This is a genomic window from Rhodanobacter sp. DHB23 (genome assembly GCF_014842975.1).
In the GTDB taxonomy this organism is placed as follows: Bacteria; Pseudomonadota; Gammaproteobacteria; order Xanthomonadales; family Rhodanobacteraceae; genus Rhodanobacter_A.
Window position 1 is genome coordinate 72,199 of sequence record NZ_JACYXK010000025.1, and the last position, 26,519, is coordinate 98,717.

The 26,519-nt window shown below is 68.7% G+C and carries 20 protein-coding genes; 9 read left to right on the top strand and 11 right to left on the bottom strand.

The window, feature by feature from the left end; translation table 11 throughout:
- Window positions 1-34 precede the first annotated feature (34 nt).
- The 11 genes from ilvA to IHE47_RS07575 all read right to left on the bottom strand — a co-directional run bounded on the left by ilvA (window position 35) and on the right by IHE47_RS07575 (window position 11,878).
- Window positions 35-1,606, bottom strand: coding sequence for a threonine ammonia-lyase, biosynthetic (gene ilvA, locus IHE47_RS07525; protein ID WP_192105277.1), 1,572 nt, complete (start codon window positions 1,604-1,606; stop codon window positions 35-37).
- Window positions 1,603-1,881, bottom strand: coding sequence for an acetolactate synthase small subunit (ilvN, locus tag IHE47_RS07530; protein WP_192105278.1), 279 nt, complete (start codon window positions 1,879-1,881; stop codon window positions 1,603-1,605). Before ilvN ends, ilvA begins: the two co-directional genes overlap by 4 nt.
- A 73-nt stretch (window positions 1,882-1,954) precedes the next feature.
- Window positions 1,955-3,754 (bottom strand): biosynthetic-type acetolactate synthase large subunit, encoded by a 1,800-nt coding sequence (gene ilvB / locus IHE47_RS07535; protein WP_192105450.1) that lies wholly within the window; start codon window positions 3,752-3,754, stop codon window positions 1,955-1,957.
- A 207-nt stretch (window positions 3,755-3,961) separates the two neighbouring features.
- A complete protein-coding gene (locus tag IHE47_RS07540) occupies window positions 3,962-4,303 on the bottom strand; it encodes a hypothetical protein (RefSeq protein WP_192105279.1) in 342 nt (113 codons plus the stop codon).
- A gap of 165 nt (window positions 4,304-4,468) precedes the next feature.
- Window positions 4,469-5,485: a ketol-acid reductoisomerase gene (gene ilvC, locus IHE47_RS07545; protein WP_192105280.1), complete on the bottom strand. Its 1,017-nt coding sequence runs from the start codon at window positions 5,483-5,485 to the stop codon at window positions 4,469-4,471.
- 220 nt (window positions 5,486-5,705) lie between these two features.
- Window positions 5,706-6,824, bottom strand: coding sequence for a 3-isopropylmalate dehydrogenase (gene leuB, locus IHE47_RS07550; protein WP_192105281.1), 1,119 nt, complete (start codon window positions 6,822-6,824; stop codon window positions 5,706-5,708).
- Window positions 6,821-7,402: a 3-isopropylmalate dehydratase small subunit gene (gene leuD, locus IHE47_RS07555; protein ID WP_192105282.1), complete on the bottom strand. Its 582-nt coding sequence runs from the start codon at window positions 7,400-7,402 to the stop codon at window positions 6,821-6,823. The genes leuB and leuD overlap by 4 nt, the downstream gene beginning before the upstream one ends.
- Window positions 7,403-7,580: 178 nt before the next feature.
- Window positions 7,581-8,993, bottom strand: coding sequence for a 3-isopropylmalate dehydratase large subunit (gene leuC, locus IHE47_RS07560; protein WP_192105283.1), 1,413 nt, complete (start codon window positions 8,991-8,993; stop codon window positions 7,581-7,583).
- Entirely contained in the window at window positions 8,990-9,925 is a 936-nt protein-coding gene (locus IHE47_RS07565; protein WP_192105284.1) for a branched-chain amino acid transaminase, read from the bottom strand. Before IHE47_RS07565 ends, leuC begins: the two co-directional genes overlap by 4 nt.
- A complete protein-coding gene (locus IHE47_RS07570) occupies window positions 9,922-11,577 on the bottom strand; it encodes a 2-isopropylmalate synthase (RefSeq protein WP_192105285.1) in 1,656 nt (551 codons plus the stop codon). The genes IHE47_RS07565 and IHE47_RS07570 overlap by 4 nt, the downstream gene beginning before the upstream one ends.
- 115 nt (window positions 11,578-11,692) lie before the next feature.
- A complete protein-coding gene (locus tag IHE47_RS07575; protein ID WP_192105286.1) occupies window positions 11,693-11,878 on the bottom strand; it encodes a hypothetical protein in 186 nt (61 codons plus the stop codon).
- 364 nt (window positions 11,879-12,242) lie between these two features.
- Here IHE47_RS07575 and IHE47_RS07580 point away from each other — a divergent pair, with 364 nt between their 5' ends.
- The 9 genes from IHE47_RS07580 (at window position 12,243) to IHE47_RS07620 (ending at window position 26,519) form a co-directional block, all read left to right on the top strand.
- Window positions 12,243-13,304, top strand: a complete 1,062-nt coding sequence (locus IHE47_RS07580; protein WP_192105287.1) for a LacI family DNA-binding transcriptional regulator — start codon at window positions 12,243-12,245, stop codon at window positions 13,302-13,304.
- Between the two features lie 22 nt (window positions 13,305-13,326).
- Window positions 13,327-16,425 carry a TonB-dependent receptor gene (locus IHE47_RS07585; protein ID WP_192105288.1) on the top strand — a complete coding sequence of 1,033 codons (3,099 nt, stop codon included), beginning with the start codon at window positions 13,327-13,329 and terminating at the stop codon, window positions 16,423-16,425.
- A 129-nt stretch (window positions 16,426-16,554) separates the two neighbouring features.
- Window positions 16,555-18,072: a tryptophan halogenase family protein gene (locus tag IHE47_RS07590; protein ID WP_192105289.1), complete on the top strand. Its 1,518-nt coding sequence runs from the start codon at window positions 16,555-16,557 to the stop codon at window positions 18,070-18,072.
- A gap of 23 nt (window positions 18,073-18,095) precedes the next feature.
- Window positions 18,096-19,583, top strand: a complete 1,488-nt coding sequence (locus tag IHE47_RS07595) for a glucoamylase family protein (protein WP_192105290.1) — start codon at window positions 18,096-18,098, stop codon at window positions 19,581-19,583.
- Between the two features lie 8 nt (window positions 19,584-19,591).
- Complete coding sequence (locus IHE47_RS07600) at window positions 19,592-21,094, top strand: glycosyl hydrolase family 39 (RefSeq protein WP_192105291.1); 1,503 nt, start codon at window positions 19,592-19,594, stop codon at window positions 21,092-21,094.
- Window positions 21,095-21,183: 89 nt separating this feature from the next.
- Window positions 21,184-22,470, top strand: coding sequence for a sugar ABC transporter substrate-binding protein (locus tag IHE47_RS07605; protein ID WP_192105292.1), 1,287 nt, complete (start codon window positions 21,184-21,186; stop codon window positions 22,468-22,470).
- Window positions 22,471-22,579: 109 nt separating this feature from the next.
- Window positions 22,580-23,458 carry a sugar ABC transporter permease gene (locus tag IHE47_RS07610; protein ID WP_192105293.1) on the top strand — a complete coding sequence of 293 codons (879 nt, stop codon included), beginning with the start codon at window positions 22,580-22,582 and terminating at the stop codon, window positions 23,456-23,458.
- On the top strand, window positions 23,455-24,276 hold the full coding sequence (locus IHE47_RS07615; RefSeq protein WP_192105294.1) for a carbohydrate ABC transporter permease: 822 nt from the start codon (window positions 23,455-23,457) through the stop codon (window positions 24,274-24,276). The genes IHE47_RS07610 and IHE47_RS07615 overlap by 4 nt, the downstream gene beginning before the upstream one ends.
- A gap of 29 nt (window positions 24,277-24,305) precedes the next feature.
- On the top strand, window positions 24,306-26,519 hold the full coding sequence (locus IHE47_RS07620; protein ID WP_225561693.1) for an alpha-N-acetylglucosaminidase: 2,214 nt from the start codon (window positions 24,306-24,308) through the stop codon (window positions 26,517-26,519).

A 26,519-nucleotide genomic window follows, 5' to 3' on the forward strand; every position in this document is an offset into this window, starting at 1 on the left:
TCGTGCTCCGTGGATCGGTGTGGATGGCGTGGTGTCAGCTGCGCAGCAGCAGGCGGTAGGCGGCGTTGTCGCTTTCGTCGCAGTGCGGGTAGCCGAGCGATTCGAGGAAGCGTTGCAGCGCGGCTTGTTCGTCGGCCGGTGCCTGGATGCCGACAAGGATGCGGCCCTGGTCGGCGCCGTGGTTGCGGTAGTGGAACAGGCTGATGTTCCAGTCCGGGTGCAACTGCGCGAGGAAGTCGGGCAGCGCGCCGGGGCGCTCGGGAAAGTCGAAGCGGTACAGGCGCTCATCCTGCGCCAGTGGTGAGCGGCCGCCCACCATGTGGCGCAGGTGCAGCTTGGCCAGCTCGTCGTCGCTGAGGTCGAGCACGGCGAAACCCTGCGCGCGGAACGCGGCGACCACGGCGGCGCGCTCATTGCGGCTGGCGGTCTGCACGCCCACGAAGATGTGCGCTTGCCGCGCGTCGCCGATGCGGTAGTTGAACTCGGTGATGCTGCGCCGGCCCAGCGCGTCGCAGAAGCGGCGGAAGCTGCCGCGCTCCTCGGGAATCGTCACCGCGAACAGTGCCTCGCGCTGCTCGCCGACCTCGGCGCGCTCGGCGACGAAGCGCAGCCGCTCGAAGTTCATGTTCGCACCGGAGACGATCGCCACCAGCGTGGCGTCGCGCAGCGCGTGGGTGGCGGCATATTGCTTCAACCCGGCCAGCGCCAGCGCGCCGGAGGGTTCGGGCACGCTGCGGGTTTCCTGGTAGACGTCGCGGATCGCGGCGCAGATCGCGTCGCCATCCACGCGCAGCATCGCGTCCACGTGGCGGCGGCAAAGTTCGAAGGTGAGCGCGCCCACCTGCTTCACGGCGGTACCGTCGGCGAACAGGCCTACCTCGGGCAACACCTCGCGCGCATCGCTTTCCAGCGAACGCGCCATCGCGTCGGAATCCGCGGCTTGCACGCCGATTACCTTGGTCTGCGGCGACAGCGTCTTGATGTAGCTGGCGATGCCGGCCAGCAGGCCGCCGCCGCCCACCGGCACGAACACCGCATCCGGCGGCGTAGGCAACTGGCGCAGCAGCTCCATGCCCACGGTGGCCTGGCCGGCGATCACGTCGAGGTCGTCGAAGGGATGCACGAACACCAGGCCGCGCTCGGCTTCGATACATGCCGCGGCGGCTTGTGCGTCGCTGTAGGAGTCGCCGGTGAGCAGCACTTCCACGAACTTGCCGCCGAAGCGGCGCACCGCGTCCACCTTCACCTGCGGCGCGGTCACCGGCATCACGATCAGCGCGCGGATGCCCAGTTTCGCCGCGGCCAGCGCCACGCCCTGTGCATGGTTGCCGGCGGAGGCGGCGATCACGCCGTTCGCGCGTTCGGCCGCACTCAGCGCGGCCATCTTGTTGTAGGCACCGCGCAGCTTGAACGAGAACACCGGCTGCAGGTCCTCGCGCTTCAACAGCACGCGGTTGACCAGGCGCGCGGACAGCAGCGTGGCGTCTTCCAGTGGCGTTTCGCGCGCCACCTCGTACACCCGCGCAGCCAGCGTGCGACGCAGCAGGTCGAGGTCGGCAGGCGTGTCGTCGGACGACTGTGCGCGCTTGGCGAGTTGCATCGTCATGCAGGCGTGGCGGCCAGCCTGCTGCCGTCGTGGCCGCCCACCAGCGACAGGCTGTTGGCGTCCAGCACGTCCACCAGCTTGCGCACCTGGCGCAGGATCTGCTGCAGCGTGCCTTCGTCGCCGTGCAGCACCAGGGTGAGCTGCGACACCGCGGGGTCGTGCGTGGCCGCCACCGTGAGCGTGTCGATGTTGACGTGGCGCGCGGCGAACAGTCCCGCCACGCGCACCAGCGCGCCGGATTCGTTCTGCAGCAGGATGGAGAGGGTGTGTTTCATGGCATTGCTCCGCAAGACAGACCGCGAACCTTCAAGAGTGGAATCCATCTTCACGAAGGGAGAAGGAAGAGCCTCAGAACATCGACGTCGAGGGAACCTCGATGGTTTCGACAGGCGCCGCCCCACGCGAAGCAATGAAATCCCCGGTGATCATCTGCGCGTAGGTCGCGCCTGGCCCCACCATCGGATACACGCCGGCGTCGGGGTCGATCACCACCTCCAGGAAGGCCGGGCCGTCGAAGGCGAGGAAGTCGGCGATGGTGGATTCCAGTTGCGCCTTGTCGTCGAGGCGTTGCGCCCACTCGAAGCCGTCGGCCTGCGCGGCGAGCACGAAGTTCTTCTTGTGCAGGCTCTTGTCGGAGGCGGAGAAGCGGCCCTTGAAGAATAGTTTCTGCCACTGCCGCACCATGCCGTCGCCGCTGTTGTTGAGCACCACGATCTTCAGCGGCAGGCCGTAGGTGGTGACGGTTTCCATCTCGCCGAGGTTCATGCGGATGCTGGCGTCGCCGTCGATGTCGATCACCAGCGCGTCGGGCCGCGCGAACTGCGCGCCGATCGCTGCGGGCAGACCGAAGCCCATCGTGCCCATCGAGCCGGAGGTGAGCCAATGGCGCGGCTCGCGGAAATCGAAGTACTGCGCGGCCCACATCTGGTGCTGGCCCACGCCGGTGCTGACGATGGCGCGGCCCTGGGTGATGCGGTTGATCGCCTCGATCACCGCATAGGGCTGGATCAGCGCGCTGTCGCGGTCGTAGTTCATCGCGTGGTCGCGCTTCAGTGCGGCGACGTGCGCATGCCATTCCGCGAGTTGTGGTTGCAGGCCGCGTGCGCGGCCCCAGGCGGTGAGCCGTTCCAGCGCGGGAACCAGCTGGCCCATGTGGTGCCAGTCCACCGCCTTCACCTTGGCGATCTCGGCGGGGTCGATGTCGATCTGCGCGATGAACTTCGCGCGCGGCGCGAACTTGTCGGGCACGCCCGCGACGCGGTCGTCGAAGCGCGCGCCGAGCGTGAACACGAAGTCGCAGTCTTCCACCGCGTAGTTGGCGAAGGCGGTGCCGTGCATGCCCAGCATGTGCAGCGCCAGCGGCGCCGTGCTGTCGCAGGCGCCCAGGCCCATCAGCGTGGTGGTGACGGGCAGGCCGAAGGTATCGGCGAATTCGCGCAGCGCTGGCGCTGCTTCCGCCGCGATCACGCCACCGCCGGCATAGATCAGCGGGCGCCTGGCCTGCATCAGCGCATCGAAGAAGGCGGCGCAGGCGGCATCGTCCAGTCGTGCGCTCTCGACGGTGCGCAGGCGTGCGCGGTAGCCGGGGATGGGCAGGCGGCAGGCGCCGTCGAAGTGCAGCGCGGCGTTCTGCACGTCCTTCGGCACGTCCACCACCACCGGGCCGGGGCGGCCGCTGCGCGCGATCTCGAACGCGGTGCGCAGGGTGGCTTCCAGTTGCGCGACATCGGTGACCAGGAACACGTGCTTGGCGCACGCGCTCATGATGTTGCTCACCGGTGCTTCCTGGAATGCGTCGGTGCCCAGCGCGGGCGTGGCCACCTGGCCGCAGACCACCACCATCGGCGTGGAATCGGCCATCGCGTCGCGCACCGGCGTCACCGTGTTGGTGGCACCGGGGCCGGAAGTGACGATGGCCACGCCCACCTTGCCGGAGGCACGCGCGTAGCCCGCCGCCATGAAACCCGCGCCCTGCTCGTTGGCCGGCACGATCAGCGGCATAGTCTCGCGGCCGTCGGCGGTGGCGTGCTCGGCGTTGTAGCGGAACACCGCGTCGTACACCGGCAGGATGGCACCGCCGGAATAGCCGAACAGCACGTCCGCGCCTTCGTCGGCCAGTACCTGCACGATCGCCTCCGCGCCGGTCATGGCGTGGCCGGCGAGCGGGTGCTGGTCGATGGTGGGGGCCGCGTGGGCGGTCTGCGCTGAAGTGGTCACGTCGGGTTCCTGGTGGATGGGCGGATTTCTCCTCCCCCTGCTTGCAGGGGGAGGCCGGGAGGGGGTGCTCTTCAGTCGATGGAAAAGCCAGCAGCACCCCACCCCAACCCTCCCCTGCAAGCAGGGGAGGGAGACAAATCAATTGCGGATCAGGTCGCGCTCGACCGCGGGATGCACCGGCACGCCGAAGGTGGCGATGATCTGCAGGTCCTGCTCCAGCGTGGAGAAGCGCTCCCAGGCGATGCCGTTCACGTCGGTGCTGCTGCTGAAGCCCTGCGCGCTGTCGTCCTCGAAGCCGAGCTGGCAGATCTGGCCGGCCTTCTCGGGCTGCTGGCGGATCGAGAAGTTGAGGATGTCCGTGCGCCACATGGCGTAGACGCCGTAGACCAGGGCCTGCGGCGGCTGGCCGAGGCGTTTGCTGTAGTCGGCGATGGAGGCGTCCAGGTCGGCGACGGCCAGTGCGATGTGGAAGCGTTTCATGACGTACCTCGTTCTACTGTCTGGTGGTGCTCTGTACGGGTGGTTGCCTTGCCTCCTCCCCTGCGCAGCAGGGGAGGGTTGGGGAGGGGGCTTCGATCCCGAAATCAAAAGCTCCACCCCCTCCCGACCTCCCCCTGCTTCGCAGGGGGAGGAGCAAGGCGTTTCTCAACCGGCCTTCTTCAGCGCCTCGGCCGGCTTGGCGGTGTCGGGATGCAGCCACGGCATGCGCGCGCGCAGCTTGTGGCCCACCACCTCGATCGGATGCTCGAGGTCGGCCTGCTTGAACTTCTTGTAGTTCGGCAGGCCGGCCTCGTATTCGGCGATCCAGTTCTTCGCGAAGGTGCCGTCCTGGATGTCCTTCAGCACGCCCTTCATGCGCTCCTTGGTGGCCGCGTCGACGATGCGCGGGCCGCTGACGTAGTCGCCGTACTGCGCGGTCTCGGAGATGAACTCCAGCATGCGGGTGATGCCGCCTTCGTAGAACAGGTCGACGATCAGTTTCAGTTCGTGCAGCACTTCGTAGTAGGCGATCTCCGGCTGGTAGCCGGCTTCCACCAGGGTCTCGAAACCGGCCTGCACCAGCGACGAGGCGCCGCCGCACAGCACGGCCTGCTCGCCGAACAGGTCCGTTTCGGTCTCTTCTTTGAAGTCGGTCTTGATCAGCATGGCGCGGCCGCCGCCGATGCCGTTGGCATAGGCGTGCGCCTTGGCCTCGGCCTGGCCGGAGACGTCCTGGTGCACCGCCCAGATGCTGGGCACGCCGCGGCCGCGCTCGTACTCGGTGCGCACCAGCGCGCCGGGGCCCTTGGGCGCGACCAGGATCACGTCGATGTCGTCGCGCGGCGCGATGCGCTTGAAGTGCACGTTGAAGCCGTGCGCGAACAGCAGCGCGGCGCCGACCTTGATGTTCGGCTCGATGCTCTCCTTGTAGAGCTTCGCCTGCACCATGTCGGGGGTGAGCACGGCGACCAGGTCGGCACCCTTTACCGCCTCGCCCGGCTCGGCCACGGTGAAGCCTTCAGCGCGCGCCTTCTCCCACGAGGGACCGCCCTTGCGCACGCCGACCACGACGTCGAGGCCGGAGTCGCGCAGGTTGAGGGCGTGGGCGCGGCCCTGGCTGCCGTAGCCGAGGACGGCGATGCGGGCCTTGGCCAGCGTGTCGTTGGTGGTGCTGTTGCTCATGCGGTAACTCCTTCGTTGACGGCGATGCGTGCGTGTGTGGTTGGGGCGAAGCGGGTGTCGGTTGCCTCCCCCGTGCGCGTGGCGGCGCCGGGTCGGGGGTGACGGCGGGACTTGGCCGGGGAGTAGGCAGTCGTCGTCTTGGGCGCCGCGCGCGGCGCACAGGGGAGGGCAAGGGTGGCGCGGGCGCGAACGCCTTCGCCGTGGAAACGGGAGCGCGCGCTCAGCCGCATGCGCGTGCTCCGTCGAAGTCGCTGCGATGGGTGGCGGCATGCTCCGCCAGCGCCTTGAGCACGGCGTCGCGCACTTCGGCGGTGCTGGCGTTGCCGCCGATGTCGCGGGTGTGCGGGCCGTGCTGCAGCACGTGGTCGACGGCGGCCTCCACCGCCTGCGCTTCCGCGTCCAGCTGCAGCGAATGGCGCAGCAGCAGGGCGACGGAGAGGATGGTGCCGACCGGATTCGCCACGCCCTTGCCCGCGATGTCGGGGGCGGAGCCGTGGATGGGTTCGTACAGGCCTGTCCTGAGCGCAGTCGAAGGGCCGTTCGTATCACCCAGCGAGGCGGAGGGCAGCAGGCCCAGCGAACCGGCGAGCGCGGCAGCCTCGTCGGTGAGGATGTCGCCGAACAGGTTCTCGGTGACCACCACGTCGTAGCTGGCCGGGCGCGTCAGCAGCAGCATGGCCATCGAATCGACCAGCTGGTGCTCCAGCGTCACGTCCGGATACTCGGCGGCGACGCGGGTGACGGTGCGCCGCCACAGCCGCGAGGTTTCCAGCACGTTGGCCTTGTCCACCGAGGTGACGTGGCGGCGGCGCGCGCGCGCCAGCTCGAAGGCGCGGCGGGTGACGCGCTCGACCTCGGCCTCGGTGTACCTGCACTCGTCGGTGGCGTAGTCGGCGCCCTTGGTCTTCGCGCCGAAGTACGCGCCGCCGGTCAGCTCGCGCAGGAACAGCACGTCGACGTCCTTGAGCTTCCCGTTCTTCAGCGGCGACAGGTCGGCCAGCGCGGGGTGTACGGTGAGCGGGCGCAGGTTGGCGTACACGCCCAGCGCGGCACGCAGGGCCAGCAGGCCCTGTTCCGGGCGCACCGGCGCGTTCGGGTCCGACCACTTCGGGCCGCCCACCGCGCCCAGCAGCACCGCGTCGGCGGCCTTGCAGGCATCCAGCGCAGCGGCGGGCAGCGGCTCGCCGGTGGCGTCGATGGCGGCGCCGCCGATCAGCTGTTCGTCGAACGCGAACTCGTGCCCGTAGTGCGCGGCCACCGCTTCGAGCACGGCCACCGCCGCGGCGGTGACCTCGGGGCCTACGCCGTCGCCGGGAAGGGTGACGATGTTCGCTTTCATGCTGCTTGCTCCTGTTCTTCGTAATGGGCGATCAACTTCTCGTTTTGCAGCAGGTAACCCAGCTGATCCACGCCGTTGAGCAGGCAATGGCGCGCGAAGGGTTCCAGCACGAAGCTGATGCGGCCGCCGTCGGGCAGCGCGATGTACTGGCCCTGCACGTCGATGCTCAGCTCGATGCCGGGGTTCGCCAGCAGCCACTCGTGCTCGGCGGCGGAAACCACGATGGCCAGCAGGCCGTTCTTCAGCGCGTTGTTGCGGAAGATGTCCGCGATCTCGCTGCACAGCACCGCCTGGATGCCGTAGTCCAGCAGCGCCCACGGCGCGTGCTCGCGCGAGGAACCGCAGCCGAAGTTGCGCCCGGCCACGACGATGGCGCAGCCCTTGGCTTCCGGCTGGTTGAGCGGGAAGGCCGGGTTGTCGCTGCCGTCCGGCAGGTAGCGCCAGTCGTTGAAGCACAGCTTGCCCAGGCCCGTGCGCGTGGTGGTGGTGAGGAAGCGCGCGGGGATGATGCGGTCGGTGTCGATGTTCTCGTCCGCCATCACGGCGGTGCGCGAATGGATGCGGGTGACGGGCTGCATTAATGAAATTCCTCGCTGGTTGCGTTCGCTTCCTCTCCCCTTTGGGGAGAGGATTGAGGAGAGGGGCGGGTGCTCGCGGTGGCGTGCATCGAAGCGCGCCTTGATGTTGGCCTTCCGCCAGCGCGGCCCCTCACCCCAACCCTCTCCCCGCAGGGGAGAGGGAGAAATGCGTGCGCATTCATGCGGCCACCTCGGTCATGTACTCGCGCGGGTCGGCGATCGCGCCGGCCACCGCGGAGGCCGCTGCAGTGGCGGGGCTGGCCAGCACGGTGCGCGCGCCCTTGCCCTGGCGGCCTTCGAAGTTGCGGTTGGAAGTGGAGACGACCAGCTGCCCGGGCTGCGCCAGGTCGCCGTTCATCGCGATGCACATCGAGCAGCCCGGGATGCGCCATTCGGCGCCGGCAGCGCGGAACACCTCGTGCAGGCCTTCCGCTTCGGCATCGCGGCGCACGGCTTCGGAGCCGGGCACCACCAGCATGCGCACGCCATCGGCGACGCGGCGGCCGCGCAGCACGCCGGCGGCTTCGCGCAGGTCGGACAGGCGCGAGTTGGTGCAGCTGCCGACGAACACCACGTCCACCTTGGAGCCCTGCATGGGCTGGCCGGCGCGGCTCTGCATGTAGTCCAGCGCGCGCTGCTCGACGGCATTGCGCGCGGCGGGCACCGGCGCGTCCATCGCGATGGCCATGCCGGGGTGGGTGCCGTAGGTGACGGTGGGCTTGATCGTGCCGGCGTCGATGCGCACTTCGCGGTCGTACTGCGCGCCGTCGTCGGTCTTCAGCGTGCGCCAGTGCGCCACCGCGCGGTCCCACGCCTCGCCCTGCGGCACGCGCGGGCGGCCCTTGAGCCAGGCGAAGGTGGTTTCGTCCGGCGCGATCAGGCCCGCGCGCGCGCCGGCTTCGATTGACATGTTGCACACCGTCATGCGCTCTTCCATCGACAGCTTTTCGATGGCCGCGCCGCGGTATTCGATGACGTGGCCGGTGCCGCCGTCCACGCCGATGTGGCCGATGATGTGCAGGATCAGGTCCTTCGCGCCCACGCCCTTCGGCAGCTCGCCGTCGACGTGGATCGCCAGCGTCTTCGGCTTGCGCTGCAACAGGCATTGCGTGGCCATCACGTGGCCGACTTCGGTGGTGCCGATGCCGAAGGCCAATGCGCCGAACGCACCGTGCGTGGAGGTGTGGCTGTCGCCGCAGACGATGGTGTTGCCCGGCTGGGTGGCGCCCAGCTCGGGGCCGATCACGTGCACGATGCCGCGCTCGCTGCTGTCCCAGCCGTGCAGCTCGACGCCGAACTCGCGGCAGTTCTCTTCCAGCTGCGCGACCTGCGCCTTGGCCTCGGCGTTGGCGTAGGGGCGCTCGCCGTCGGGGCCGGCGGGCAGGGTGGGCGTGGAGTGGTCCAGCGTGGCCAGCGTGCGGTCGGTGCGACGCAGCTTCAGGCCGCGCGAGCGCAGTTCGTCGAAGGCCTGCGGCGAGGTGACTTCGTGCACCAGGTGCAGGTCGATGTAGATGATCGCCGGGGTGTCGGCGGTTTCGGGGGCGACCACATGGGCGTCCCAGATTTTTTCAAAGAGAGTCTTTGCACTCATGCTGCGGCTTCCTGTTTCTCAACCATTTCCAGCCAGCCCCACTTGTCGTGGGTGCGGCCATCGAACAGACCGAAGAACGCCTCGCGCAGCGCGCGCGTCACCGGGCCGGGCTGGCCGTTGCCCACGGCCTTGCGGTCCACCGAACGCACGGGCGTGATCTCGGCGGCGGTGCCGGTCATGAACATTTCGTCGGCGGTGTACAGCGCCTCGCGCGGCAGTTCGCGTTCTTCCGCCTCGATGCCCAGCTCGGCGGCCAGCGTGAGCACGCTGTCGCGGGTGATGCCGGCGAGGATGCCGGCGCTGGAGGGCGGCGTGACCAGCTTGCCGCGCTTCACCAGGAACAGGTTCTCGCCGGCGCCTTCGCTGAGCAGGCCGTTGTGGCCCAGCGCGATGCCTTCGTCGTAGCCGCCGCGGCGCGCCTCCAGCCCGATCAGTTGGCTGCTGAGGTAGTTGCCGCCGGCCTTGGCCCAGCTCGGGATGGTGTTGGGCGCGGGGCGGTTCCACGAGGACACGCACACGTCCGCGCCGCGTTCGGCGGCGTCGCCGAGATAGGCGCCCCAGGCCATCGCCATGATCGCCACCTCCACCGGCGCGCCGTCGCGCGGCAACACGCCCAGGCCGCCGGCGCCGCGGAACACGATGGGCCGCACGTAGGCGGACTGCATGCCGTTGGCGCGGATCACCTCGTGGCAGGCCGCGTCGATCTCGGCTTCGCTGTAGCCGACGTCGATCTCGTACACCTTGGCCGATTCGAACAGTCGGCGCGTGTGGTCGGCGAGGCGGAAGTAGGCCGGGCCGTTCGGCGTGGCGTACACGCGCTCGCCTTCGAACACCGAGGAGCCGTAATGCAGCGCGTGCGTGCTGACGTGGACGTTGGCTTCGGCCCAGGGCTTGATGCGGCCGTTGTGCCAGAGGAAGGCGGTATGGCTCATGGATGGTTCTCCTTTTGCGCGCTTCCATTCGCGCGAAGATCAAAAGGCGGCCTTCCATGGCCGCACTCTTCAATAGACTCTTCGGGCCGGCTCTGCGCGGCCTGCCGTTCGATGCGGTTGACGATGGCCAGCGCGGCCTGCGCGGCGGCTTCGACGATGTCGGTGCTGACGCCGTGGCCGCGCCAGTCGCGCTCGCCGTGGCGTGCGGTGAGCTGGGCTTGGCCCTGGGCGTCGCCGCCCGCGCTCACCGCGCGTACCTGGAATTCGGTGACGTCCAGCGTGTTGCCGGTGGCGCGTTCGATCGCGCGCAGCACCGCGTCCACCGGGCCGTCGCCGATCGCCGCTTCGCCGGTTTCGCGACCGTCGTCGTGGCGCAGCTTCACCGAGGCCGAGGCGCTGCCGCCCAGGTGCGTGTTGCTGCTCAGCTGCACCAGTCGCCATGGACCCAGCGCTTCCGGGTCCTGGCCCAGCGCGATGGCTTCCAGGTCCTCGTCGTGGATCTCGCGCTTCTTGTCGGCCAGGGTCTTGAAGCGCGCGAAGATCACGTCCATCGCGGCCTCGTCGGGGTCATGTCCCAACACCTGCAGGCGCTGGCGCAGCGCGGCGCGGCCCGAGTGCTTGCCCAATACCAGCTTGGTCTCGGCAATGCCCACGTCCTGCGGCCGCATGATTTCGTAGGTGCCGCGGTGCTTGAGCATGCCGTGCTGGTGGATGCCCGACTCGTGCGCGAAGGCGTTGGCGCCCACGATGGCCTTGTTGCGCTGCACGTTCTGGCCGGTCAGTTCGCTGAGCAGGCGCGAGGCGGGGTAGAGCTTGCGGGTGTCGATGCGCGTGTCGGTGCCGAACCAGGTGCCGCGCACCTTCATCGCCATCACGATTTCTTCCAGCGCCGCGTTGCCCGCGCGCTCGCCAATGCCGTTGATGGTGCATTCCACCTGGCGCGCGCCCGCGCTCACGGCGGCGAGGCTGTTGGCCACACCCAGGCCCAGGTCGTTGTGGCAGTGGCTGGAGAACACCACGTGCTGGCCGCGCTTCACGTTGGCGATCAGCCAGGCGAAGCGCTCGGCGATTTCCGTCGGCGTCATGTAGCCCACGGTGTCCGGCGCGTTCAGCGTGGTGGCGCCCGCGGCGGCGGCGGCGTCGAACACCTCGACCAGGAACTCCGGCTCGGTGCGCATCGCGTCCTCGGCCGAGAATTCCACCTCGTGCGCCAGCTGCATGGCGCGTTCCACCGCGGTGACGGCGGTGTCCAGCACCTGCTGCTTGCTCATGTTGAGCTTGTGCTCGCGGTGCAGCGGGCTGGTGGAGAGGAACACGTGGATGCGCGAGCGCCGCGCCGATTCCAGCGCGCGGCCGGCGCTGTCGATGTCGCCCGGCACGCAGCGTGCCAGCGCGCAGGCGGTGGTTTGCGTGAGCATGCCGGCGATTTGTGCGACTGCAGCGAAATCGTCCGGCGAAGCCTGCGGGAAACCCGCCTCGAGCACGTCCACGCCCAGCGCCTCCAGCATCTGCGCCATGCGCAGCTTGGCGCGCCGGTCCATCGAGAAGCCGGGCGTCTGCTCGCCGTCGCGCAGGGTGGTGTCGAAGATGCGCACGTGCTCGGCGGCTACGTCGCCGATCTCGCTCTGCGGGTCGTTCTGCTGGGTTTCCATCGCTGGCTCCGCTGTGTGGGTGCGGCGCCGAGGGCAACAAAAAACCCCGCTCCATTTCTGGTGCGGGGTTCTTCGGGTGTTTTCAGGTTCTTTCTAGCTACCTGGACACATGCCCTCAGCCCGCACCTCCGTTGGTAATAAGGAGTACGAGTACAAGGGCAAGAAGGAGCGTGCCGCGAAGCCGCAGCAGGCCGGCGACCGTCGGAGGACGGTTCAGGGCGGCGGTGCTGCGGTGGCTGTTGCGCTGCGACATGTCATCGACCGTACGCTTGCCCATCCGGCATGTCAACACTTTTTTCATGACGATTTTTCAGAAGCGACCGGAGGCGTGGTTTGGACGTATGGATGGATAGCCGTCCATACGCCAGCGTCTTGATGGATTGGGGCGGGTGTCGCGGGCGTGCATGAAAGCGTTTTCTTGTCCGGCGTCGATTCCGCCTGGCATGCAGCGGTGCACGGCAGTTTCCGGACATGAAAGATGCTGCGTCGCGAAAAAGCATCATCCAAGGCATTTGTCGGTGTTTTTCGCGATATATGGCTGGTTGGTCGAATTTGCTTCCGTTCTGCAGCAAAGGTGCCGCAAGCATTTGCTTTACAAGCTTCCATGAAAACGTTTACGTTCGCCCTGCGCTCGCGTCCGGGAGGCGCGAATTCGGCGGGGAGGCATGCAAGTGACGGCAACGATCAAGGACGTGGCACGCGAAGCCAAGGTCTCCGTGGCCTCGGTATCGCGCGCCCTGAATGGCTCGGGCGGCGTGACGCCTGCAACCGAACAGCGCATCCGCGAGGCGGCCACGCGCCTGCGCTACGTGCCGCACGGGGCTGCCCGCAGCCTGATCACCAAGCGCACGCATACCGTGGGCGCGCTGATGCCCGACCTGCACGGCGAATTCTTCTCGGAGCTGATCCGCGGCATCGACCTGGAAGCGCGCTCGCACGGCCTGCACCTGCTGGTCTCCAGTTCGCACGACGGCGTGGACGATGCGGCGGCGGCGCTGCGCGCCATGCAGGGCCGGGTGGACGGCATCGTGATCCTCTCCTCGCCGCGCGTCGATGCGGCCTTCCTCGACGCCAACCTGCCCGAGGGCCTGCCCACCGTGCTGCTCAACAGCGGCGTGAAGGGCACCGCCCACGCCGTGTTGAACATCGACAACTTCGCGGGCACCTACGCGATGGTGCGCCACCTGGCCGGCCTCGGGCACAAGCGCATCGCCCTGGTCAGCGGGCCGAAGGACAACTTCGACGCGCAGCAGCGCGAGGCGGGCTTCCGCGCCGCGATGGCCGAGCTCGCGCCGAACGAGCCGTTGCGCGTGGTGGCCGGCGATTTCAGCGAGCAGTCCGGCTATCAGGCGGGTCTGGAGCTGCTGGCGCTGAAGACGCGTCCCCAGGCCGTGTTCGCCGCCAACGACATGATGGCCGTGGGCTGCCTGCAGGCCTTCAAGGAAGCCGGTGTCGAGGTGCCGGGCGAGATCGCCCTGGCCGGCTTCGACGACATCCCGATCGCGCGCTACGTCACGCCGTCGCTGAGCACGGTGCGCGTGCGCATCGCGGACCTGGGCAAGAACGCCATGGATCTGCTGGCCGACCTGATGGATCGCCCGGGAGTGTCGGCCGCCTCTGTACACACGCTCGGCTGCGACATCGTCGTGCGCGAATCCTGCGGGGCCCAGCGCGGCGCAGCCGCAGGTGCCACAACCAAGAAGACGCAACGCAAACCGGTTCGATAAAAGACCTTCGGAGGGGAGTTACATGAGCAGTCGCAAGATCTTCAACATCAGGCAACGCCTGCTGCCGGCCGCCGTGGTCGCGGCGATGGCCGCTTCGGCGCCGGGCATCGTGATGGCGCAGTCGGCCAATGCGACCTTGCGCGGCAAGGGCCCGGCCAACGCCACCGTGACGGCCAAGAACGTGGCCACCGGCGCGGTGCGCGTCACGCAGACCGGCAAGGACGGCGCCTACGCGCTGGTGGGCCTGCCGCCGGGCACCTACACCGTGGATGCCGGCGCCGGCACGCAGCGTACCGTCACGCTCAGCGTGGCCTCGGTGGGCACGCTGGATTTCAGCGGCCCGGGCACCGCCACCACGGCTTCCGCGGCGAATGCGACCACGCTGGGCGCGGTCAACGTGCAGGGCACGGCGCTGGAGGAAGTGAAGACCTCCGAAGTCGGCACCACCATTTCGGTGCAGCAGATCGCCAACCTGCCGCAGATCACGCGCAACTTCCTCGAGTTCGCGGACATCGTGCCCGGCATGATGTTCCAGACCGAGAACGGCAAGACCTCGATCCACGCCGGCGCGCAGCCGGACGGCAACATGAACGTGTTCATCGACGGCGTGGGCCAGAAGAACTACGTGCACGGCGGCGCGATGGCCGGCCAGGCCGGCCCCAACCACGACGGCGACGTGGGCAACCCGTTCCCGCAGCTGGCGATCGGCGAGTACAAGGTCATCACCTCGAACTACAAGGCCGAGTTCGACCAGATCTCCTCGGCGGCGATCGTGGCCGAAACGCAGTCGGGCACCAACGAGTTCCACGGCGAGGCCTACGAGACGTTCAACAGCAGCAACTGGCGCGCGGAGACGCCGGCCGAGGAATACGCGGGCAAGAAGACCAACGGCACGCAGCACGAATACGGCGGCTCGTTCGGCGGCCCCATCATCCAGGACAAGCTGCATTTCTTCGTGGCCTACGAAGGCAAGTCGTTCGCCACGCCGACCACCACCACCGGCTCCACGAACACCTACGACAACATCCCGCAGAACAACTTCCTGCCGGACAGCGCGAAGGCGCAGCTCGGGCCGACCTCGATGCCGTTCAAGGAGAACCTCTGGTTCGGCAAGCTGGACTACGAGCCGACGACCCGCGACCGCTTCGAGCTGAGCACCTCGCTGCGCACGGAAAACCAGATCTACGGCGCAGGCGACACCACGGCGGCGTCGGCGCTCTACAAGTACCAGAACAAGGACAAGCACGTCGACGCGCGTTGGCAGCACAGCGCCGACTCGTGGTTCAACGAGTTCACGTGGAACTACCAGAACACGCTGGACCAGCCGTCCCCGCTGACCGATTCGCCCGCCACCACCTATTTCTGGAACAGCCCGGCCCCGGCCGGCGCGGTGCTGACGATCAACGGCCAGGATCCGCGCCAGTATTTCTCGGCGCGCCAGATCGGCAACACCCTGCAGGACAACCTCACCTTCAACGACATCGACTGGCACGGCGACCACGTGATCAAGATGGGCGTGAAGTACTCGCAGGTGACCTTGAGCGACCGCGACAGCTCCACCTCGGCGGACTATTTCTACAACGTCGGCCCCGACGGCACGGAAACCACGCCGTATGAAGTGGTGTTCGGCAAATTGAACAACGGCCTGCCGTTGACGGCCGTCTCGCACAACAAGCAGTTCGGTGCCTACATCCAGGACGATTGGGACGTGACCGACAAGCTGCAGCTGAACCTCGGCGTGCGCTGGGATTACGAGCGCACGCCCGAGTGGCTCAACTTCCACACGCCGCAGTCGGTGCTCGACGCGCTTTACGCGCCGACCTACCAGTTCAACGGCCAGACCATCAACAACTCCTACGCGCAGTCGCTGGCGATGGGCGGCGTCAACGTCGCCAACTACATCAGCACGGGCAGCAACCGCAAGGCGCAGAAGGGTGAAATCCAGCCGCGCCTCGGTTTCTCGTATGACCTGAATGGCGACGAGGAGCACGTGATCTTCGGCGGCGTCGGCCGCGCCTACGACCGCAACCTGTTCGGCCTGCTCTCGCTGGAGAACACCAAGAACGCGTTGTCCGAGCCGCAGGTCTATTTCGAGAGCCCGTCGGGCGCCAGCAACGGCAGCGCCAACGGCGGCGGCGTGCAGTGCCTGCCGGGCGCGGCCAACGGCACCACCTGCTTCGTGTGGGACCCGAAGTACTACAACGCGGCCAACCTGCAAGGGCTGGGCAGCGGCGTCGGCGAAGTCGACATGGTCAACAACAACCTCAAGTCGCCGTACTCCGACCAGTTCAGCCTCGGCATGCGCAACAAGCTGGGCGACTGGAACATCACCACCACGTTCCAGCGCATCAACCAGTACGACACCGTGGTCGGCTGGCTGGGCAACCGCTATCCCAACGGCCAGTTCTACCAGAACGGCACGCAGTGGGGCAGCCCCGGCGTGCCGGGCATCGGCGGCCTGATCCTGTGGGACAACGGCGGCACCACGTACAACAGCTCGTTCCTCGTGTCCGCCGAAAAGCCCTATACCGACGAAAGCGGCTGGGGCATGACCATCGCCTACACCTACACGCACGCGACGGAAAACCATCCGTACCAGGATCCGTCCTACGCGTTCGACCTGCCGCGTCCCTACCTCTACCCGTTCACCACTTCCAGCGTTGCGCCGAAGCATCGCCTGGTGGTCAGCGGCACGTACAAGGGGCCGTGGGACATCATGCTGGGCGCGAAGTTGATCCTGTCCACGCCGATCCCGAGCAACACCATCTGCGGTGTCGCCGACTACGGCACCGACGAGTGCGGCGCGCAGATGGTGGATGGGCAGTGGGCCAACGCATGGCCGGTGACGGGCGTGCCGAGTGGCGGTGGCCACTTCCTTTTCGGTGGGCCGATCTTCGGCTACCGCGAGGTCGATCTGCAGGCCACCAAGAACGTCGACCTCGGCCATGGCTTCACCCTGCAGGTGCGTGCCGATGCGCTCAACGTGTTCAATTTCCACAACTACGCCGATGTGGTCGGTGCGTACGGCAGCAATGGCCAGTACGCGCCGTACTACAACACCGTCGGCAACATCTACGGCGTGCCGCGCACGTTCAAGCTGACGGCCGACGTCAAGTTCTGATCGGCCGATCGGTAGCTGTCTCCCCAGCGCATGGCCCAGGGCATCGGGTCATGCGTTTTTCTTCGGCGGCCACGCGTTGCGCGTGGTCGTCACTAACATGAGTCACCTTCCTGCCGGGCCCTGCATGCCATGAACGATCACATTCGAACCGTGCTCATCGTTGGTGGCGGCACCGCCGGCTGGATGGCGGCCGCGGCGTTCGCCAAGACGCTCGGCAGCGACTGCGCGATACGCCTGGTCGAGTCCGAGGAGATCGGCACGGTCGGCGTGGGCGAGGCCACGGTGCCGCACCTTTCCTATTTCAACCGTTTCCTGGAGATCGACGAGGCGGAGTTCGTCCGCCAGACCCAGGGCACGTTCAAGCTCGGCATCCAGTTCAACGACTGGGGCAAGCCGGGCGATTCGTACATCCACGGTTTCGGCAGCATCGGCCACGACATCGCCATGCAGCCGTTCCACCAGTTGTGGCTGCGCGCGCACAAGCTGGGGCTGGCGGGCGACATCGGCGATTACTCGATCAACACGCTGGCCGCGCCGCGCGGCCGGTTCATGGCTTCGCCCAGGGACGCGCCGCCGTCGTCGCCGCTGGCGAACATCGCCTATGCCTACCACTTCGATGCGGGCCGCTACGCCCGCCATCTGCGCGGCTATGCCGAAAGCCGCGGCGTGCGCCGCACCGAAGGCAAGATCGCCCAGGTGCTGCTGCGTCCCGACGACGGCTTCGTGGAGGCCGTGCAGCTGGAAAGCGGCGAGCGCATCGAGGCCGAGCTGTTCATCGACTGCTCCGGCTTCCGCGGCCTGCTGATCGAGCAGGCGCTGCACACCGGCTACGAGGAATGGACGCAGTGGCTGCCCTGCGACCGCGCGCTGGCGGTGGCGTGCGAGAAGGTGGGGCCGCCCACGCCGTATACCCGCTGCACCGCGCGCGATGCGGGCTGGCAGTGGCGCATCCCGTTGCAGCACCGCACGGGCAACGGCTACGTCTATGCCAGCCAGCACATCAGCGACGACGAGGCCGCCGCCACCCTGCTGGCGAACCTGGACGGCAAGGCATTGGGCGATCCGCGCCCGCTGCGCTTCGTCACCGGGCGGCGCAGGCAGGCGTGGAACCGCAACGTGGTGTCGCTGGGCCTGGCCAGCGGCTTCATGGAGCCGCTGGAATCCACCAGCATCTACATGATCCAGTCGGGCATCATGCGGCTGTTGAGCCTGATGCCGCGCCGCGATTTCAGCCCGGTGCTGCGCGACCGCTACAACGCGCAGGTCGCGGTGGAGTCCGAGCGCATCCGCGATTTCCTGATACTGCATTACAAGGCCACGCAGCGCGACGGCAGCGCGTTCTGGCGACAGTGCCGCGACATGCCGATACCCGCCGCGCTGCAGGACACCATCGACCTGTTCCGCGACACCGGCAGCTTCTTCCGCGAGGGTTTCGAGGAAATGTTCGGCCTGGTCAGCTGGGTGCAGGTGATGATCGGGCAGGGCATCATGCCCGCGCGTTGCCATCCGCTGGCGGAGCAGATGCCGGAAGCCGATCTCCGCCAGTTCATGCAAGGCGTGCGTCAGGTGCTGGAAAGCTGCGTGGACGCCATGCCGCCCCACGAGGCTTTCATCGCGCGGCATTGCGCGGCGGCGATGGCCGCTTGAGTCCTACTGTCGCGAGGCCTGCCATGGTTCCGTCCCGCTGGCTTTTCGTTGCCGTCGCCTTCGTGGCGTCCGCCATGGGCGGCATGGCGCAGGCGGCGCCGGACGGGCCGGTGGCCCCGCCGCAGCCCGATACCCTGACCTACCAGAAGCTGGAACACGGGCAGCGCGCCTTCATCGACGACCTGGAGCGCCGCACCTTCGACTGGTTCTGGGAAAGCGCCGACCCGTACACGGGACTGGTGCCGGACTCGTGGCCGAACCACACGTTTTCCTCCATCGCCGCCATCGGTTTCGGCCTGACGGCGTACGGCATCGGTGTCGAGCGCGGCTATGTCACGCGCGGGCAGGCGGCGCAGCGCACCCTGGCCACGCTGCGCTTCCTCGCCGCCGCGCCGCAGGGCGGCGGCGAGGACGACAGCGCCGGTTACCACGGTTTCTTCTACCACTTCCTGGACATGCAGACGGGCCGCCGCTACGGGCGCGGGGTGGAGCTGTCCAGCGTGGACACCACGCTGATGATGGGCGGCGTGCTGTTCGCGCAAGGCTATTACGACCGCGACACGCCGCAGGAACGGGAAATCCGCCGGCTTGCCGACCAGCTCTACCGCGCCGTGGACTGGCCGTGGATGCAGGCGCGCAAGCCGCTGCTCAGCATGGGCTGGACGCCGGGCGGCCGGTTCATCGACGCCGACTGGAAAGGCTACGACGAGGGCAAGCTGGTCTATCTCCTCGCGCTGGGCTCGCCCACCCATCCGGTGGATGCGGACGCGTGGGCCGCGTGGTGCGCGACCTACCCGAAGCAGTGGGGCAGGTTCCAGGGCTACACCTTCCTCAACTTCGCGCCGCTGTTCGGCCACCAGTACAGCGAGGCCTGGGTGGACTTCCGCGGCATCCGCGATGCGTGGGGCCGCGCGCACGGGCTGGACTACGCGCAGAACGGCCGGCTGGCCACGTATGCGCAGCGCGCCTACGCCATCGCCAATCCCGGCCACTGGACAGGTTACGGCGCCGACGTGTGGGGCCTGACCGCCAGCGACGGCCCGGGCGACGTCACCGAGAACTCGCCGCAGGGCGTGCGCCGCTTCAGCAGCTACATGGCGCGCGGCGCGGGGCTGGACGACGTCACCGACGACGGCACCGTCGCACCCGCCGCGGCCGGCGGCTCCATCGCGTTCGCGCCGTCCATCGTGGTGCCCGCGCTGATGGCGATGAAGCAGCGTTACGGCCGCTACATCTACAACCGCTACGGCTTCGTCGACGCCTTCAACCCCAGCTTCCACGGCACGCCGGAATACGGCCATGCCTATCCCGGCTTCGGCTGGGCCGACAACCAGCAGTTGGGCATCGACCAGGGGCCGATCCTGCTGATGATCGAGAACTGGCGCAGCGGCCTGGTATGGAACGTGATGAAGAAGAACCCGTACATCCGCCGCGGCCTGCAGCGTGCAGGCTTCACCGGCGGCTGGCTGGAACGCGCCGACGCCGGGTCGGCAACCACGGCGCCGCCCTGAGGAAAGACATGCATCGCCTGCTGACCACCATCGCCATCGCCTGTGCCGCCACCTTGTCCCTGCCGGCGCGGGCGGCCGCGCCGCAGCAGACCGTCCGCATCGATGCCGCGGCCAGGGCCACGCCGTTCCCGCATTTCTGGGAGCAGATGTTCGGCTCCGGCCGTGCCGCGCTCAGCCTGCGCGAGGACTACCGCGACGACCTGCGCGCGGTGAAGCGCGTCACCGCATTCCGCTACGTGCGCTTCCACGGCATCCTCGACGACGAGAACGGCGTGTACGGCGAGGACGAGCACGGCGAACCGGTCTACAACTTCACCATGGTGGACCGCATCTACGACGGCCTGTTGCGCAACGGCGTGCGGCCGGTGGTGGAGATCGGCTTCATGCCGAAGAAGCTGGCGGCCAACCCCGACGCGCTGCACGCGTTCTGGTACAAGCCCAACGTGTCGCCGCCCAAGGACTACGACCGCTGGGACGGCCTGATGCGCGCCCTTGCGCAGCACCTGGTGCAGCGCTACGGCATCGACGAAGTCGCGACGTGGTACTTCGAGGTGTGGAACGAGCCGAACATCGACTTCTGGGGCGGCGTCCCGCGCCAGGCCTCGTACTTCGAGCTGTACGACCACACCGCGCGTGCCTTGAAGTCGGTCGATGCGCGCCTGCGCGTGGGCGGCCCGGCCACCGCGGCCGCCTCGTGGGTCGGCGACTTCCTGGCGCACGCGGCGAAGGAGCACGTGCCGGTGGATTTCGTCTCCTCGCACGGCTACGCGGACGACACCGCGGAGAACCTCTTCCACAGCGACGCGCCGGTGCCGGAGGACGACCGCGTGTGCCGCGCCATCGGCAAGGTGCGCGGCGAGATCGCCGCCTCGCCGCTGCCGCACCTGCCCCTGTTCTGGACCGAATGGAACGTTCCCGGTCGCGACCAGCTGCGCGACACCACCTACGTGGGTCCGGCGCTGGCGAACACGGTGCGCGAATGCGACGGGCTGGTGGACATGATGTCGTTCTGGACCTTCTCCGACGTGTTCGAGGAAGGCGGCCCCAGCCCCGAGCCATTCAACGGCCAGTTCGGCCTGCGCGCCAGCGGCGGCATCGACAAGCCCAGCTATTACGACTTCGCGCTGCTGCACCAGCTGGGCGACGAGCGGCTGGCGAACCGTTCCGGCGACGTGATCGTCACGCGCAGGAAGGACGGCAGCCTGGCCATCGCGGCCTGGAACCTGGTCGATCCCGGGACGCATGGCGGCCCGCGCACGCTGCGCCTGGCATTCGACCACGTGCCCGCGGACGCCAGTGTCACGGTGCAGCGCGTGGACGACGGGCACGGCAACGTGTTGCCGGTCTACGCCAGGCTGGGCAGCCCGCGCTACCCGACGATGGCGCAGGTGGCGCAGATGAACGCCGCCACGGCGTTGCCGCCGCCGGCGCAGGAGCGCCTCGACCACGGCGTGCTGACGCTGGAGCTGGAGCCGGACGCACTGGTGTTGGTGACCGTGGCCGGGCACTGAGCATGGCGTGCCGCGGACATGCCGCCGCAACGATGCGCCCGCCCGCACGGGCGCATCGCCACGGCGGCGCGCGGCGACAGGAACCGGGCATGGGCGCATGGCGTGGCGGATTGCGGCAGTGGCTGCGCGCGGCGGCGGTCCTCGCCGCGCTCTGCCTTGCCGGCTGCGCGCGCGGGCACGACGACACCCTGGTGTTCTGGACGTTCGGCCCCGAAGGCGAGGCAGTCGCCGGGCTGCTGCCGGATTTCGAGCGCGCGCATCCGGACATCCATGTCGAGGTGCAGCAGCTGCCGCTGAGCGCGGCGCACCAGAAGCTGCTCACCGCGATCGCCGGCGGCACCACGCCGGACATGGCGCAACTCGGCAACACCTGGCTGCCGGAGATGGTGGCGCTGCACGCGTTGGCGCCCCTGCAGCGGGACGTCGCCGCTTCGAGGGCGGTGGCGCCGCCGGACTACTTCGCCAGCATCTGGGCGACCAACGTCAGCGGCGGTCAGCTGTACGGCATCCCGTGGTACGTGGACACGCGCCTGCTGTTCTATCGCCGCGACCTGCTGCAGCAGGCCGGCTTCGATGCGCCGCCGCGCGACTGGGCCGAATGGCGGCGCATGCTGGCTGCGCTCAGCCATCCCGCGCGCAAGGTGTACGGCATCCTGCTGCCGACCAACGAATACGAGCAGTTGCTGTCGCTGGCGCTGCAGCAACCCGATCCGCTGCTGCGCGACGACGACAGCCGCGGCAATTTCGAAAGCGCGGGTTTCAGGCGTGCCCTGGCGTTCTACGTGGACACCTTCCGCCTGCAGCAGGCGCCGGTGGTCACCAACGTGGAAGTGGCCAACCCGTGGGCGGAGTTCGGCAATGGCGTCTATGCGTTCTATCTGTCGGGGCCGTGGAACGTGGGCGAGTTCCGCAAGCGCCTGCCGGCTAGCGAGCAGGGCGACTGGGCCACCGCGCCGCTGCCCGGGCCGGACGGACCCGGCGCCGGCCTTGCGGGTGGCGCCAGCCTCGTGGTGTTCCGCGCATCGAAGCACCGTCGCGCCGCCTGGGCGCTGGTCGAATACCTGTCGCAGCCGCAGGTGCAGCAGCGCTTCTACCGGCTCACCGGCGACATGCCGCCGCGGCGAAGCAGCTGGGACAGCCCGCTGTTGCAGAATGACGCGGCCATGCATGCCTTCCGCGACCAGCTCGAGCGCGTGAAACCCACGCCGGCCATACCCGAGTGGGAGCGCATCGCGGTGATGATGCAGCAGGTCGCCGCGCGCGCCGTGGCGGGCGAGCTGTCGGTGGACCAGGCCGCCGTGGAAATGGACCGCCGGGCCGACCTCATCCTGGCCAAGCGGCGCGCGCTGCTCCACGACGCGGAGGCAAAGCGATGAGCTTGCGGATCGCGCTCACGCTTTCTCCCTCCCCTGCGCGCAGGGGAGGGCCGGGGTGGGGTCGCTCTCCACGCGGCAGTGATATTGGGCTCAACACGGAGCAATGCGCATGAAGGCGTCACGTGTTGCCTGGCTGTTCCTCGCGCCGGCATTGCTGGTGCTTGCCGTGTTCTTCCTGTTGCCTGTGCTGGGCGCGCTCGCGCTGAGCTTCACCGACTACGACCTCTACGCCCTGGCCGACCTGCACAACCTGCGCTTCGTGGCGCTGGGCAACTACTGGGCGCTGCTGCACCGGCCGCAGTTCTGGGCGGCGCTGGGACACACGTTCTATTTCGTCGCGGTGGGCGTGCCGCTGTCGCTGGCCGCCTCGCTGGGCGCAGCGCTGCTGCTGCATTCGCCGCTGGCGCGCTGCAAGGCGTTCTTCCGCGCCGCGCTGTTCGCGCCGGTAGTGACCACCGCGGTGGCGACGGCGGTGGTGTGGCGCTACCTGTTCAACACCAAGTACGGCTGGGCCAATCACCTGCTCGGCATGCTCGGGCTCCACCCGGTGGACTGGCTTGGCGACCCGCACTGGGCGATGCCCACGATCATCCTGTTCGCGGTGTGGAAGAACTTCGGCTACAACATGATCATCCTGCTCGCCGGCCTGCAGGCGGTCCCCGCCGAGCTGTACGAGGCGGCGCGCATCGACGGCGCCTCGGCCTGGCGGCAGTTCCGCCACATCACCCTGCCGATGCTGGGACCGACCCTGCTGATGGTGGCCATCCTCACCGTGTCGGGCTATTTCCAGTTGTTCGCCGAGCCCTACGTGATGACCGAGGGCGGTCCGCTGGAGAGCACCACCAGCGTGCTGTACCTGATGTACGAGGACGGCTTCCAGTGGTGGAACCTCGGCGTCGCCACGGCGGAGGCTTTCGTGCTGTTCCTGGTGATGTTCGCGGTGACCGCGGCGATGCTGCGCCTGTCGCGGCGGGGCGAGGCGGCATGAATCCGCGGCTGGCGAAGGCGCTGGTCAACGGCCTGCTGCTGGGCGGCGCGGCGGTGGCGCTGTTCCCGCTGCTGTGGATGCTCGCGGTGTCGTTCATGCCGGCCGGCACGTCCAACGCGCTGCCGCCGCCGCTGTGGCCGGCGCATCCCGTGCTGGACAACTACCGGCAACTGTTCGAGCACGCCGGCATCGGGCGCTACCTGCTCAACAGCCTGCTGATCTCCGGCGGGATCGCCTTGCTGTCGCTGGCCTTCAACCTGCTGGCGGGCTACGCCTTCGCCAAGCTGCGCTTCGCGGGGCGCGAACAGCTGTTCCGCGTGCTGCTGGGCCTGCTGGTGGTGCCGGCGCAGGTGGCGATGCTGCCGCTGTTCCTGCTGTTCAAGTACGCCGGCCTGGTGGACAGCTACGCGGGCGTGATGCTGCCGGGCATGGCCTCGGTGCTGGGCATCTTCCTGGTGCGCCAGTACGCGCGCGGCCTGCCCGACGAATTGCTGGAGGCGGCGCGCATCGACGGCGCCGGCGAGCTGCACATCTTCCTGCGCATCGTGCTGCCCCTGCTGCGCCCGGTGGTGGCGACGCTGGCGGTCCTCACCTTCCTCACCGCGTGGAACGACTTCATGTGGCCGCTGATCGAGCTGACCGGGCAGGGCCACTACACCTTGCCGCTGGGGCTGGCCACGATGGCGCGCGAGCACACCGAAGGCACCGAGCAGATGATGGCCGGCTCGGTGCTCACCGTGCTGCCGGTGCTGGCATTGTTCCTTTCCATGCAGCGGCATTACCTCGATGGCCTGCTGCTGGGCAGCGTGAAGGGGTGAACACGGGCATGTACCTGCGAGGATTCTCCATGATGCGTGATGCAAGGCTGCGCGGCCGCATGCTGGCGGTGCTGATGTGCGGGTTGTCGGGTGCGTGCTTGTGCGGGACATCCGCCGCCGCACCGTCGAAGGCGACCTTCGATACCGCGCCGGCGCACGCGGCGCTGCAGCGCCTGCTGCCCGCGCAGCAGCAGGCACAGTTCACCCTCGTCGCGCTGGATCGCGGGCAGGGCGCGGACCGTTTCGAGATCCGCGGCACGCCGGGGCACATCGAGGTGGCGGGCACTTCGCCCGCGGTCATCCTGGCCGGCGTGGAAACCTACCTGGAGCAGGTGGCGCACGTGGCCATCGGCTGGCCGGGCGACAGCCTGTCGCGCCTGCCGGCCATGCTGCCGGCGCCGCCGGCGCCCATCGTGCGCCGCGCCGCCGTGCCGGATCGCTATGCGCTGAACGACACCGACGACGGCTACGCCAACGCCTACCTGGCCTGGTCGGCGTGGGAGCGCAAGATCGACCTGCTGGCGCTGCACGGCATCGACGAAGTGTTCATGCCGGTCGGCACGGAAGAGGTCTACCGCAGCACCTTCCGGGATTTCGGCTACAGCGATGCCGAGATGCGCGCGTGGATTCCCGCCACCGCGCACCAGCCGTGGTGGCTGCTGCAGAACATGTCGGAATTCGACGCGCCCTTGTCGCCGCAGCAGTACGCACGGCGCGTGGCGCTGGCGCGGAAGATCGTGGCGCGCCTGCGCGAGCTGGGCATGACGCCGGTGTTCCCCGGCTGGTTCGGCACGGTGCCGCCGGATTTCGCGGCGAAGCATCGCGGTGCGGACGTGGTGCCGCAGGGCACGTGGGCGGGCTTCACGCGGCCGGACTGGCTCGATCCGCGCGATCCGCTCTACGCGAAGGTCGCGGCGGACTTCTACCGCCGCCAGCATGCGCTGTTCGGCGACAGCACGATGTACAAGATGGACCTGCTGCACGAAGGCGGCAGCGCCGGCAACGTGCCGGTGGCGGATGCCGCGCGTGGCGTGATGGACGCTTTGCTGGCCGCGCATCCGGAGGCGCGCTGGGTGCTGCTGGGCTGGCAGCACAATCCGTTGCCGGCGGTGCTCGACGCGGTGGACCACCGGCATCTGCTGATCGTCGACGGGCTGTCGGACCGCTACGACGGGCTGGACCGCGAGCGGGACTGGCACGGCGTGCCGTATGCCTTCGGCAGCATCCCCAACTTCGGCGGCCACAGCACGCTGGGCGCGAACGCGGGCGTGTGGCTCCAGCGCTTCGCCGCATGGCGCGACAAGCCCGGCAGCCAGTTGCGCGGCATCGCGTGGATGCCCGAGGCCAGCGGCATCGATCCCGCGGCATTCGCCCTGTTCGCCGCGCTGGCCTGGGAGCCGCTGCCGCACGACGAAGCCGCCTGGTTCAAGGCGTATGCCGACAGCCGCTACGGCGGCGTCGACGCGCATGCCGAGGCCGCCTGGCGCATCCTCGGCGAGACGGCCTACGCCATGCCCGCGGACGGCGACTCGGAACCGCAGGACGGCTTGTTCGGCGCGCGTCCCGCGCAGGACGTGGCGACGGCGGCGACCTGGTCGCCGAAGGCGATGCGCTACGACGCGCGGCATTTCGACCAGGCCGTCTGCGAGCTGCTGCAGGTGGCGCCCGCGCTGCGCGACACCGGCGCCTGGCGCCACGACGCGGTGGACGTGGCGCGGCAGACGATGGACAACCACGCCCGCCTGCTGTTGCCGCGGATCAAGGCGGCCTGGGAGGCGAGGGACGCCGCACGCCTGCACGCCCTGTCCGCCGAATGGTTGGACGACATGGCGCTGCTCGACCGCCTGCTCGCCAGCGATCCGGCGTCCCTGCTCGGCAACTGGCTGGCGCCGGCGCGAGCGGAAGCGGGCAACGATGCCGAGGCGGCGCAGTTCGAGTACGACCAGCGCACGCTCGTCACCATCTGGGGCGATCGCGGCGGCGCGGATCGCGGCGGGCTGCACGATTACGCGAACCGCGAACTGTCGGGCCTGGTGAGCGGCCTGTATGCGCCGCGCTGGCGGCGCTTCTTCGAGTCGCTGGGGCAATCGCTGGCGACGGGCAAGCCGCCGGAAAGAATCGACTGGTACGCGATGGAGCATGCGTGGGCGGTTTCGCGCAAGGCGGAGCCGACCGTGCCGCAGGGCGATCCGTGGCAACTCGCGTCCGAGGTGGCGCGGCGGCTGGGAGTCTGCAAGCCGTGA

Excerpts from the sequence above, each read along its gene's own strand:
- IHE47_RS07595 (WP_192105290.1), top strand. The coding sequence starts at position 18,096 with ATGGTTCCGTCCCGCTGGCTTTTCGTTGCCGTCGCCTTCGTGGCGTCC.
- IHE47_RS07570 (WP_192105285.1), bottom strand. The coding sequence starts at position 11,577 with ATGGAAACCCAGCAGAACGACCCGCAGAGCGAGATCGGCGACGTAGCC.
- leuB (WP_192105281.1), bottom strand. The coding sequence starts at position 6,824 with ATGAAAGCGAACATCGTCACCCTTCCCGGCGACGGCGTAGGCCCCGAG.
- IHE47_RS07565 (WP_192105284.1), bottom strand. The coding sequence starts at position 9,925 with ATGAGCCATACCGCCTTCCTCTGGCACAACGGCCGCATCAAGCCCTGG.
- IHE47_RS07585 (WP_192105288.1), top strand. The coding sequence starts at position 13,327 with ATGAGCAGTCGCAAGATCTTCAACATCAGGCAACGCCTGCTGCCGGCC.
- IHE47_RS07615 (WP_192105294.1), top strand. The coding sequence starts at position 23,455 with ATGAATCCGCGGCTGGCGAAGGCGCTGGTCAACGGCCTGCTGCTGGGC.
- ilvB (WP_192105450.1), bottom strand. The coding sequence starts at position 3,754 with ATGACCGGCGCGGAGGCGATCGTGCAGGTACTGGCCGACGAAGGCGCG.
- IHE47_RS07605 (WP_192105292.1), top strand. The coding sequence starts at position 21,184 with ATGGGCGCATGGCGTGGCGGATTGCGGCAGTGGCTGCGCGCGGCGGCG.
- IHE47_RS07600 (WP_192105291.1), top strand. The coding sequence starts at position 19,592 with ATGCATCGCCTGCTGACCACCATCGCCATCGCCTGTGCCGCCACCTTG.
- leuC (WP_192105283.1), bottom strand. The coding sequence starts at position 8,993 with ATGAGTGCAAAGACTCTCTTTGAAAAAATCTGGGACGCCCATGTGGTC.
- IHE47_RS07580 (WP_192105287.1), top strand. The coding sequence starts at position 12,243 with ATGCAAGTGACGGCAACGATCAAGGACGTGGCACGCGAAGCCAAGGTC.
- IHE47_RS07540 (WP_192105279.1), bottom strand. The coding sequence starts at position 4,303 with ATGAAACGCTTCCACATCGCACTGGCCGTCGCCGACCTGGACGCCTCC.
- ilvA (WP_192105277.1), bottom strand. The coding sequence starts at position 1,606 with ATGACGATGCAACTCGCCAAGCGCGCACAGTCGTCCGACGACACGCCT.
- IHE47_RS07620 (WP_225561693.1), top strand. The coding sequence starts at position 24,306 with ATGATGCGTGATGCAAGGCTGCGCGGCCGCATGCTGGCGGTGCTGATG.
- IHE47_RS07575 (WP_192105286.1), bottom strand. The coding sequence starts at position 11,878 with ATGAAAAAAGTGTTGACATGCCGGATGGGCAAGCGTACGGTCGATGAC.
- IHE47_RS07590 (WP_192105289.1), top strand. The coding sequence starts at position 16,555 with ATGAACGATCACATTCGAACCGTGCTCATCGTTGGTGGCGGCACCGCC.
- leuD (WP_192105282.1), bottom strand. The coding sequence starts at position 7,402 with ATGCAGCCCGTCACCCGCATCCATTCGCGCACCGCCGTGATGGCGGAC.
- IHE47_RS07610 (WP_192105293.1), top strand. The coding sequence starts at position 22,580 with ATGAAGGCGTCACGTGTTGCCTGGCTGTTCCTCGCGCCGGCATTGCTG.
- ilvN (WP_192105278.1), bottom strand. The coding sequence starts at position 1,881 with ATGAAACACACCCTCTCCATCCTGCTGCAGAACGAATCCGGCGCGCTG.
- ilvC (WP_192105280.1), bottom strand. The coding sequence starts at position 5,485 with ATGAGCAACAGCACCACCAACGACACGCTGGCCAAGGCCCGCATCGCC.